The organism is Paenibacillus sp. P4_E11 (genome assembly GCF_056401635.1).
Genome location: NZ_JBFUIX010000051.1, coordinates 40,979 through 50,593 on the forward strand (window position 1 = coordinate 40,979; position 9,615 = coordinate 50,593).

The window sequence follows — 9,615 nt, forward strand, 5'->3', positions numbered from 1 at the left end:
CTTATCGCGTATAATGCTGGCCTATTTCCTTAATCGCATGTACAAACTGTTCAATCTCATGATCCGTTGTATAGTAGCCGATACTTGCTCTTACAGCTCCACTTCCCAGTGTGCCTATTGTTTCATGAGCGAGTGGCGTACAGTGGTAACCTGAACGAACTGCTATCTGAAATGATTGATCAAGAATAAATGCTACCTCGGATGCTTCCGCTTGTCCCACATTAAAGGCTACAATCCCCGTTTTATTTTGCCCTAACTCTGGTCCATACATCACAATTCCAGGTATCGATTGCAGCCCCTCCATCAGGGTCTGAATCTGGTTCCATTCCTTGTTATGGATTCGCTCTACCGTTTCATTACGAACAAATTTAACACCTTCAACAAGACCTGCAATGCCGACCGTATTTTGTGTACCTGCCTCATATCGATCCGGTCTGACTCGGGGTTGCTCAATCGCTTCCGATTGGCTACCCGTCCCTCCATACAGCAAGGGCTCTATATCAAGCTGTGGGGATATGTACAACCCTCCCGTTCCTTGAGGACCGAGCAGTCCCTTATGCCCCGGAAAAGCCATCATATCGATCCCCAGCGCTTGAACGTCGATGTCCAATAATCCCGCTGTTTGAGCCGCATCCAGGAGCAGCTTCACCCCGTGTTTCTTCATCAGTTGCGCGATGGCTTCAAGGGGCAGAATCGTACCTAACAGATTAGAGCTGTGACTGCACACTATCAATGTAGTGTTGGGTTGAATGAGTCCCTCTAGCCGGCTCAGATCTACGTTGCCTTTTGCATCCGAATGCGCATATGTCACTTCAACTTGATGCACGGCCCTCATATACTCCAATGGTCGTCTAACCGAATTATGCTCCACTGCTGTGCATATGACGTGATCGCCCGGTTTCAAATAACCTTGGATGGCCAAGTTGAGCGCTGCAGTCGTATTCAATGCATAACTAATATCATTAGGGTTCGCAATATGGAACAGCTGTGCCAACTGCTTCCTACCCTCGAATAATACTCGACTCGCTCTTACACCCAGTTGATGGCTCCCCCTGCCAGGATTCGCCGCATAGTCCGTTATACATGTCGTCATTGCTGCCGCAACAGCTGGCGGTTTGGGCCATGACGATGCAGCATGATCGAAGTACAAGACACTCATTGCGCTCCCCCTTTCTCCCTCATTCACCTATAAAGTCCGAAAAAACATACCTCGATACGATTCAGCATAGAACTCGCATAATCGGTACCTTAGTATGTTTTCGAGGTTACAACATAGTTCATCTTCAGCTTATCTTTCCCTCAAGCAACTCCAACAACCGTTCCAAATCATCTTTGGAATAATACAACAATTCAATCTTTCCTTTATTGTTGCTGTGTTTGATTTTCACTGTTGTCCGATAGCGGTTCCTTAAGTTTTCTTCTAACTGATCGATATACGGATCCTTCCTCTTGTTGGTCTCCTTTGGTTTTTCCTTAGAAACCGTCTCTTCAAGATTCTTGATCATTTCCTCTAAGTGACGTACACTCCACTCATTCTTAATCGTTTCATCAGCTAGTTCTTTCTTCTGCTTGTCGTTCTTCACTCCTGCAATTGCTCTTGCATGTCCCATTGATAATGTTCCACGTGAAACATGTTGCTTAATCTCTTCCGGTAGCTGCAGCAATCTAAGGAAGTTAGCAATGTGCGATCTACTCTTACCTACCTTCACAGATAGCTCTTCCTGAGTCAGAGAGAACTGTTCGACTAACGCTTGATACGCGTTAGCAATCTCAATTGCATTCAGATCCTCGCGTTGTACATTCTCGATCAGAGCAATTTCCATAACCTGCTGATCGGTGAATTTGCGAACAACCGCGGGAATCCTTTCTAACCCACACTGCTGTGAAGCCCGGAATCGACGTTCACCTGCAATGATCTCGAACCCTCTAAGAACGGAACGGACAATAATCGGTTGAATCACACCATGCTCTTTAATGGAAGCAGCAAGCTCACTAATCGAATCTTCATTGAACGTCTTTCTCGGCTGATAAGGATTGGGACGTAGTTCTTTCAATGATATGTCAATGACTTTGTCATCATCACTCACATTTAGTGATGGGATTAACGCATCAAGACCTCGCCCTAATCTTTTACTCATAGGAGATCACTTCCTTTGCCAGCTCCATGTAGACTTCCGCTCCCTTAGACTTAGGATCATATGTAATAATCGATTGGCCATGGCTTGGCGCTTCACTCAACCGAACATTTCTAGGGATGATCGTTTGATACACTTTTTGCTGAAAATATTTCTTAACTTCTTCAATAACTTGAATACCCAAGTTCGTCCGAGCATCGAACATCGTCAATAAGACGCCCTCAATCTGCAGGTTCGTATTCAGGTGTTTCTGGACAAGTCGTACCGTATTCAACAGTTGACTCAATCCCTCCAACGCATAATATTCACATTGAATTGGAATAATGACGGAATCCGATGCAGTCAATGAATTGATCGTAAGAATACCCAATGATGGCGGACAATCAATCAGAATATAGTCAAACATGTGCTTAACCAGATGTAAAGACTTCTTCAATCGGACTTCTCTTGATATTGTTGGAACAAGTTCGATCTCCGCACCAGCCAACTGAATCGTAGCAGGGATGATCTTCAAGTTGGGAATCGACGTATCTACTATCGCATCCTTGGGGTGCACATCGTTAATCAATACATCATAAATGCAGTGCATAACATCAGCTTTGTTAATCCCAATACCGCTTGTTGTGTTCCCTTGCGGATCTATATCAACAAGCAAGACGCGCTTACCTAGCGTAGCAAGAGACGCACCCAAATTGACAGACGTGGTGGTCTTCCCTACRCCACCCTTCTGATTGGTAATCGCAATAATTTTTGACAACACATTCACCTCGATGGAAATCCTATCAAACAATGATTTTCATAGTTTTATAGAAAAGTTATAAACTCACTATACCATATTACAGATCGACATTCACCTTTAGGAAAGCAAAACAAAAGCTCCAACTTGGAGCTTTCCAGCAAGAAACAATTATGGTTTGTTTTTCGGTATGCGAATAATGAATTCGTAGTGATCCTCATGATCTTTCTCATCTGTTTTGATCGTAAGTCCCGTACCAGCAACCATCTCTACCGACTGGCGAATGGTATTCAGCGCGAGGCGAATGTCCTTGGAGAAGCTGATCCGTTTGCTTTTCTTGATCTTAATCGTTTCTTTGTAAAAGGCAACACGTGCTTCTGTTTGCTTCACGTTCAGTTCTTTCGTTATAATATCGTCCAATACTTTGAGCTGCAACTCTTCTGAATCCAACGATAACAGGGCCCGTGCATGGCGTTCCGTTATTTTCCGTTCCATTAGTGCTAGCTTCACGATCTCCGGCAATTGCAACAGTCTAATCTTATTCGCAATCGTGGATTGGCTTTTCCCTAAGCGCTGAGCCAAGCTCTCTTGGGTTAATTCATGAATATGCATCAATTGTTCGTAGGCCACTGCTTCCTCGATTGCCGTCAGGCCTTCTCGCTGCAAATTCTCAATAAGCGCAATTGAAGCAGCTTGCGAATCATTGATCTCCCGTACAATCGCTGGGATGGTGTCCATACCCAACTTCTTAACAGCTCGCCAACGACGTTCACCAGCTATTAGTTCAAACTTATTATTCCTAACGCGCACAACAATCGGTTGGATGACTCCATGCGTCTTAATGGTTTGGCATAGTTCTTCTATTCGTTCATCATCAAATATAGTACGCGGTTGATAGGGGCTAGATACAATCTCCCCCACCGGTACATTCTTAATTTCTTCGCCAGACGCTCTATCGGATAATCCAAACAGCTTGGATATTTGTTCTTTCATAGTATGCCTTATCACCCAATCTTTGAGATACATCTATTCTGAACGTACAGCTTTATGTATTAGATGTTCATGACATAATAAGTCGCCTACTAACGATCTTTACTCTATATAAAATTCTCCAGAAAACCGATTTTTCCTGCTTCTAAATTATGAACAATTATGAATTCGGACGATTCGTCTCATGTTCCACGTGAAACAATTATACAAGTGGTTGCTTGATCGGCAAACCAGCTTTTCTTGGGTATTTGCTTGGAGTCGAGCCTTTTTTGCGGATACAAATAATATGTCTTGCAGAGTTTTCAATAGGGAGTTCGAAGTGATGGGTTTGTTCAATTACGCCTTTCAGCTCACGAAGACTAACCGAGGATTCCGTAATCTCATCAGTAGGATCTGCGCCCTTCATAGCAACGAAATATCCACTCGGTTTCACGAAAGGTAAACAAAACTCATTCAATACGTTCAATCGAGCTACAGCACGTGCCGTTACCAAATCATACGCATCTCTATGCTCGGCTTGTCTTGCTACATCCTCCGCCCTGCCATGAATGCAATTCACGCCCTCTAACCCCAATCGGGACACTAACTCGTTAAGAAAAGAAATCCGTTTGTTCAATGAGTCAACAATGGTCACACGAAGATGAGGGAACATGATCTTCAACGGAATGCTTGGGAAGCCTGCTCCAGAACCAATATCCGCTAATGAACGAACAGATGCAAGCGGAACAAAGAAACTCAGCGCAATAGAATCATAAAAATGTTTAACGAACACTTGTTCCCGATCTGTGATCGCCGTTAAATTCATCTTCTCATTCCACGACACTAGCTCTTGATAGTACATTTCGAATTGATTCCATTGTTGTTCAGACAAGGAGAGCTGCTTTGATGCCAGCAGCTCTTCGAACTTGATTTTCAATTGATCCATAAATTAACCTCTTGAGGCAATGACTTTGTTATAGTGTTCCAAGTAAACGAGTAGAATTGAAATATCTGCCGGCGTTACACCGGATATGCGTGTAGCTTGCCCGATCGAGATTGGACGAATGTCAGACAGCCTCTGCTTCGCCTCATTGGCGATCCCGTGGATCGCTCTGTAGTCGATATCATCCGGAATCCGCTTCTTCTCCATCTTCGTCAAGCGTTCGACATGAGCTAATTGTTTCTCGATGTATCCTTGATACTTAATCTGGATCTCAACCTGCTCCTTCATATCCTCTGTCAGGGCAAGCGGCGATGAGGACATCCGTTCAATGTGCGAATACGTAATCTCAGGACGTCTCATTAGGGAGAGTAGATCCACAGCATTGTTCAACGTTACGGTACCCGCATCCGTCAGTATTTGTTGAATTTCCGGTTCAGGACGTACCTTCGTCGTTCTCAACCGTTCAATCTCCAGCTCCACTTGTTGTTTCTTATGCTCGAAGCGAGCGAATCGCTCATCCGAGATCAAACCAATATCGTGACCAATTGGGGTAAGACGCAAGTCTGCATTGTCATGACGTAACAATAAACGGTACTCCGCGCGCGATGTAAGTAGCCTGTAAGGCTCACTTGTCCCCTTGGTAACGAGATCATCAATCAGAACACCGATATAGCCCTCCGAGCGATCCAGGATGACAGCTTCCTTCTCCTGCACTTTGCGTGCCGCATTAATACCGGCCATAATACCTTGACCCGCAGCTTCTTCATAGCCGGATGTTCCGTTAATTTGTCCTGCTGTGAATAAACCAGGCAAGCGCTTCGTCTCCAAAGAAGGCCACAACTGAGTAGGTACAACCGCGTCATATTCAATCGCATACCCAGTGCGCATCATCTCGACTTTCTCCAACCCAGGGATGGATCGAAGAATTTGCAATTGAACATCCTCCGGCATGCTAGTTGAGAGTCCCTGCACATAATATTCGGAAGTGTGGAGCCCCTCCGGCTCGAGAAAGATTTGGTGCTTCGGCTTGTCGCTGAATCGAACGATCTTGTCCTCGATCGAAGGACAATAGCGAGGTCCAGTACCTTCGATCGCACCCGAGAACATCGGTGCGCGATGCAGATTGTTGTTGATAATGTCGTGTGTTTCCCCGGAAGTATACGTAAGCCAGCAAGGCAATTGTTCATTGGACGATTCCGTAGTCTCGTAGGAGAAGAACTTGGGCTGCTCATCACCTGGCTGGATGTCCATCTTGGAGAAATCAATCGTTTCCTTATGAACTCGCGGCGGAGTTCCTGTCTTAAACCGCACCAGATCGAATCCTTGTGCCCTTAGAGACTCGGACAGCTTCACAGAGGGCTGTTGGTTGTTCGGCCCACTCTCGTACATGAGCTCCCCCATAATCACTTTGCCGCGCAAATAAGTTCCCGTTGTCAGAACGACCGCTTTCGCGTGATACTGCGCACCTGTCTTCGTCACAACACCCTTACAAGCACCATTCTCTACAATTAACTCTTCGACCATCCCTTGGCGAAGTGTTAACTGGTCCTGCTTCTCAATCGTCTGCTTCATCATGTGCTGGTACAGAAACTTATCCGCTTGCGCACGCAAAGCATGCACAGCCGGCCCTTTTCCCGTATTCAGCATACGAAGTTGTATGAATGTCTTATCTATGTTACGGCCCATCTCGCCGCCCAACGCATCAATTTCCCGTACTACGTGTCCCTTGGCCGGCCCGCCGATTGACGGATTACACGGCATGAACGCCACCATATCCAAGTTAATCGTCAGTAGCAGCGTCTCGCAGCCCATTCGCGCTGACGCAAGAGCGGCTTCGCAACCGGCATGCCCTGCTCCAATGACGATAACATCATATTGACCTGCAACGTATCCCATGTTAGTTCCCTCCCACCTATACATCTTTCACAATTATTTACCCAGGCAAAACTGCGAGAAAATTTGATCGATCAACGACTCCCCTACAGAATCGCCAATCATCTCCCCTAGGCTCTCCCAGGCACTCCGTATATCGATCTGTATTAGATCGATCGGAATACGGGCCTCTCCTGCTTCTCTCGCTTCCTCAAGCGCTCTCCGCGCTGATTTGAGTAAATGGATATGTCTGACGTTACTGACGTAAGTAAGATCGCCGCTTTCCAGCTGTCCACTGAAGAACAAAGAACTTATCGCCTTCTCCAGATTATCCATGCCTTGCTCTTCCTTCACAGACATACGGACGACACGTTCTGCAGGGATTTGCTCCAACAAAACCTTTTCATCGATATGACTGGCTAAGTCCGACTTATTCAACACTACAATACTTTGACGATCCGCGATCTGCCCTAACAGGACTTTCTCGTCCTCATGCAGGGGCTCATTCTGATTCAGTACGAGAATAATCAGATCGGCCTCCGACAGCGCATTTCTTGATTTCTCCACTCCGATCTGTTCGACCAGATCACTAGTCTCCCGGAGCCCAGCCGTATCCAGAAGCTTGAGTGGAATTCCGTTCACGTTCACGATCTCTTCTATAATATCCCGCGTCGTTCCAGGTATATCCGTTACAATTGCTTTATTATCCTGGGCCATAGCATTCAAGAGTGAAGACTTACCCACGTTAGGTCGACCTACAATAGCCGTTACGATACCCTCGCGCAGTACCTTCCCCTGCTCAGCTGTCTTCAATAGAGCATCCAACCGACCGATGGCTGTCACGCATTTGTCCCGAATGAAGCTATTCGTTAACTCTTCCACATCGTGCTCCGGATAATCGATATTCACCTCGATATGAGCCATCAATTCAACAAGCTGGTGGCGTAACTCCTTCACTTGACGGGATAGTGTCCCCTCGACTTGCTTCAATGCGATCTTGAACGCTCGGTCCGACTTGGCACGAATAAGATCGATGACCGCCTCAGCTTGAGTAAGATCAATTCTTCCGTTCAAGAATGCCCGCTTCGTGAATTCCCCAGGCTCCGCTAATCTTACGCCTTGATCGAGAATGAGCTCCAACACTTTCTTAACGGAAATAATCCCACCATGGCAGCTTACCTCAACGACATCTTCCATCGTGAACGAACGCGGAGCTTTCATCAGGGTTACCAAAACTTCCTCTACTCGCTCATTCGTAGCGGGATCGATCACATATCCATAATGTACGGTATGGGAGTCCGCTTTCGCTAATTCCGTCTTCGAACGGAACAAGCGGTTTACAGCAGGGATGGAGTCCGGGCCGCTAATGCGAATAACCGCAATCCCCCCCTCCCCTAGGGCAGTCGATATAGCTCCGATCGTATCAGTTAACATGTTGCAAACACCTCTCAAAGGGACTCGTCGGGCTACTTCACCTTCAGCACAATGTCCCATTCTACGAAAAAATGCAATGACTTCGATCATCGAAAGTCATTGCATGTCTTATATACGATCAACGAAGAGCGATGACTACTCTCCGATTCGGATCTTCGCCTTTACTGTATGTCTTCACACTAGGATGGTTCTGTAATTGAGAATGAATGACTTTGCGTTCTTGCGGGGACATCGGCTCGAGTACGACTTCCTTACGAGTTCTAATCACTCGCTTAGCTAATCGATCCGACAGTTCCTCTAGGGTCTGCTTGCGACGATCACGGAAGCTCTCAGCATCGAGTACAATTCGAACATGAGACATCGAATAGCGATTGGCCACGATATTGGTCAAGTATTGGAGCGAGTCCAATGTCTGCCCTCTTCGCCCAATCAAGATTCCAAGCTCTTGGCCGCTTACATTCATCCGAATACCATCATGGGTTTCATGACTGTCAATAGAAGCTTCAATATGCATGGTACGGAACACCTCGAATAAAAAAGCAGTCGCTTCTTCAATCGGGTCGGGGACCCATTCCAACTCAACCTTCGCTTCCTTGGTTCCGATCAAGCCGAACAACCCTTTACTTGGTTGCTCCAGAACTTGGATTTTCACCCGATTTTCAGTCGTGTTCCACTGGGCTAATCCAGATTTCACGGCATCTTCGATTGTTTTCCCCGCAACAACCATCTTTTTCATTTCGCTAGGCCACCCTTATTCGATGATCGACCATATAGGAAATAGGACTGAACGACGGTGAACATGTTGCTGTAAACCCAGTATAACGGAAGCGCGGATGCAAAATTCATCGACATGACAAAGATCATGACCGGGAATATGAACATTAACGCTTGCATTTGCGATGTCATTTGGTTCGCCATCATCTTCTGTTGAAGGAATGTCGAAATCGCAGCTAGAACGGGCAATATATAGTAGGGATCGGGCGAGCCGAGCTTCAACCAGAGGAACGTGTGTTGGCTGATTTCCCCGTTACGCATGATCGCGTGGTACAAAGCAATTAGAATCGGCATTTGTACTAATAGAGGGAAACATCCGGCTAGGGGGTTAACCCCATTGCTCTGGAACAGCTTCATCGTCTCTTCCTGTTGTTTCTTCGGATCATCCTTATACTTCTCTTTAAGCTTCTTCATTTCCGGTTGAATCAGTTGCATCTTCTTGGAGCTCTTATATTGTTTCAAGGTCAACGGCAACACTAGGAATCGAATCATAACCGTGACGATCAGAATCGATAAGCCATACGAGCCCCCAAAGAGATCGGCGATCCAATCCATTAACGATGAAAGCGGATAAATAAAAAACTTGTCCCAAAATCCGTTGGCCGGATTGATTGGATTCGTCTCAGGGCTCATACTGCCGCATCCAGCTAAAACCAGAACCATAAGAGAGAGCAAAGTAAGTGTATAGATACGACGACGGGTCAAAATAAGCTTCCTCCTAACCTTCTTATCCAAAAACAATATACCACAAT

The 9,615-nt window shown here is 46.0% G+C and carries 9 protein-coding genes; all 9 read right to left on the reverse strand.

The window, feature by feature from the left end; all coding sequences use genetic code 11:
• Nucleotide 1: 1 nt before the first annotated feature.
• Nucleotides 2–1,159, reverse strand: coding sequence for an aminotransferase class V-fold PLP-dependent enzyme (locus tag AC1DWB_RS19330; protein ID WP_477542724.1), 1,158 nt, complete (start codon nt 1,157–1,159; stop codon nt 2–4).
• A gap of 124 nt (nt 1,160–1,283) precedes the next feature.
• Entirely contained in the window at nt 1,284–2,138 is an 855-nt protein-coding gene (locus tag AC1DWB_RS19335; protein ID WP_477542725.1) for a ParB/RepB/Spo0J family partition protein, read from the reverse strand.
• A complete protein-coding gene (locus AC1DWB_RS19340) occupies nt 2,131–2,892 on the reverse strand; it encodes a ParA family protein (protein ID WP_477542726.1) in 762 nt (253 codons plus the stop codon). The genes AC1DWB_RS19335 and AC1DWB_RS19340 overlap by 8 nt, the downstream gene beginning before the upstream one ends.
• A gap of 150 nt (nt 2,893–3,042) precedes the next feature.
• The gene (noc, locus tag AC1DWB_RS19345; protein WP_477542727.1) at nt 3,043–3,864 is read right to left on the reverse strand and encodes a nucleoid occlusion protein; all 822 of its coding nucleotides are present in this window, start codon (nt 3,862–3,864) and stop codon (nt 3,043–3,045) included.
• Between the two features lie 199 nt (nt 3,865–4,063).
• Complete coding sequence (gene rsmG, locus AC1DWB_RS19350) at nt 4,064–4,786, reverse strand: 16S rRNA (guanine(527)-N(7))-methyltransferase RsmG (RefSeq protein ID WP_477542728.1); 723 nt, start codon at nt 4,784–4,786, stop codon at nt 4,064–4,066.
• Nucleotides 4,787–4,789: 3 nt separating this feature from the next.
• Nucleotides 4,790–6,679: a tRNA uridine-5-carboxymethylaminomethyl(34) synthesis enzyme MnmG gene (mnmG, locus tag AC1DWB_RS19355; RefSeq protein WP_477542729.1), complete on the reverse strand. Its 1,890-nt coding sequence runs from the start codon at nt 6,677–6,679 to the stop codon at nt 4,790–4,792.
• Nucleotides 6,680–6,712: 33 nt separating this feature from the next.
• On the reverse strand, nt 6,713–8,089 hold the full coding sequence (gene mnmE, locus AC1DWB_RS19360) for a tRNA uridine-5-carboxymethylaminomethyl(34) synthesis GTPase MnmE (RefSeq protein WP_477542730.1): 1,377 nt from the start codon (nt 8,087–8,089) through the stop codon (nt 6,713–6,715).
• A 118-nt stretch (nt 8,090–8,207) separates the two neighbouring features.
• On the reverse strand, nt 8,208–8,825 hold the full coding sequence (gene jag / locus AC1DWB_RS19365; protein WP_477542731.1) for an RNA-binding cell elongation regulator Jag/EloR: 618 nt from the start codon (nt 8,823–8,825) through the stop codon (nt 8,208–8,210).
• A complete protein-coding gene (yidC, locus tag AC1DWB_RS19370; protein ID WP_477542733.1) occupies nt 8,822–9,526 on the reverse strand; it encodes a membrane protein insertase YidC in 705 nt (234 codons plus the stop codon). Before yidC ends, jag begins: the two co-directional genes overlap by 4 nt.
• Nucleotides 9,527–9,615: the final 89 nt, after the last annotated feature.

Coding starts and splice junctions, on each gene's coding strand:
- AC1DWB_RS19335 (WP_477542725.1), bottom strand. CDS start 2,138: ATGAGTAAAAGATTAGGGCGAGGTCTTGATGCGTTAATCCCATCACTA.
- mnmE (WP_477542730.1), bottom strand. CDS start 8,089: ATGTTAACTGATACGATCGGAGCTATATCGACTGCCCTAGGGGAGGGG.
- yidC (WP_477542733.1), bottom strand. CDS start 9,526: ATGGTTCTGGTTTTAGCTGGATGCGGCAGTATGAGCCCTGAGACGAAT.
- AC1DWB_RS19330 (WP_477542724.1), bottom strand. CDS start 1,159: ATGAGTGTCTTGTACTTCGATCATGCTGCATCGTCATGGCCCAAACCG.
- mnmG (WP_477542729.1), bottom strand. CDS start 6,679: ATGGGATACGTTGCAGGTCAATATGATGTTATCGTCATTGGAGCAGGG.
- rsmG (WP_477542728.1), bottom strand. CDS start 4,786: ATGGATCAATTGAAAATCAAGTTCGAAGAGCTGCTGGCATCAAAGCAG.
- jag (WP_477542731.1), bottom strand. CDS start 8,825: ATGAAAAAGATGGTTGTTGCGGGGAAAACAATCGAAGATGCCGTGAAA.
- noc (WP_477542727.1), bottom strand. CDS start 3,864: ATGAAAGAACAAATATCCAAGCTGTTTGGATTATCCGATAGAGCGTCT.